Annotated in this window: 1 protein-coding gene; it reads right to left on the bottom strand. The window is 77.0% G+C overall.

Translation table 11 applies throughout. From position 1 onward, the window contains the following. On the bottom strand, positions 1-434 hold a 434-nt coding region (locus HC031_RS32315), incomplete at its 3' end, for an RNA polymerase sigma factor (RefSeq protein ID WP_167929248.1). Between the last annotated feature and the right edge of the window lie 5 nt (positions 435-439).

The following is a 439-nucleotide window of genomic DNA, read 5'->3' as shown; positions in this document are numbered from 1 at the left end:
ACCTTGCCGGCGGTCTGCGCGTCGAGGCCGACCACGACCCGCAGCAGCACCGCCTCGGCCTGGTCGCGGGGCAGCGACCGGATGAGCGCCAGCGCGGCGTCGGTGGAGATGAGGTCCGAGGCGCTCTCGGCGGTGTCCCCGGCGCCGGGCAGTTCGACGAGCTCCTCGACGGGGGTGCTCACCGCCGGCCGCCGGCGCTGGTGGCGCAGGTGGTCGAGGGCCCGGTTGCGCGCGATCGTCGCCGCCCAGGCCCGGAACCCTTCCTTGCCGCGGAAGGTGCGCAGGTCGCGGGCGATCTGCAGCCACGCCTCGGAGGCGACGTCCTCGGCGTCGTCGCCGACCAGCGCGCGCAGGTAGCGCAGCAGGCCGGGCTGCACCGCCCGGTACAGGCCCCGGAACGCGTCCTCGTCGCCGGCCTGCGCGGCGGCCACCAGCGACG

Source organism: Planosporangium thailandense (assembly GCF_011947195.1).
Classification (GTDB): Bacteria; Actinomycetota; Actinomycetes; order Mycobacteriales; family Micromonosporaceae; genus Planosporangium; species Planosporangium thailandense.
This window is presented reverse-complemented; position numbering and strand designations above follow the sequence as displayed.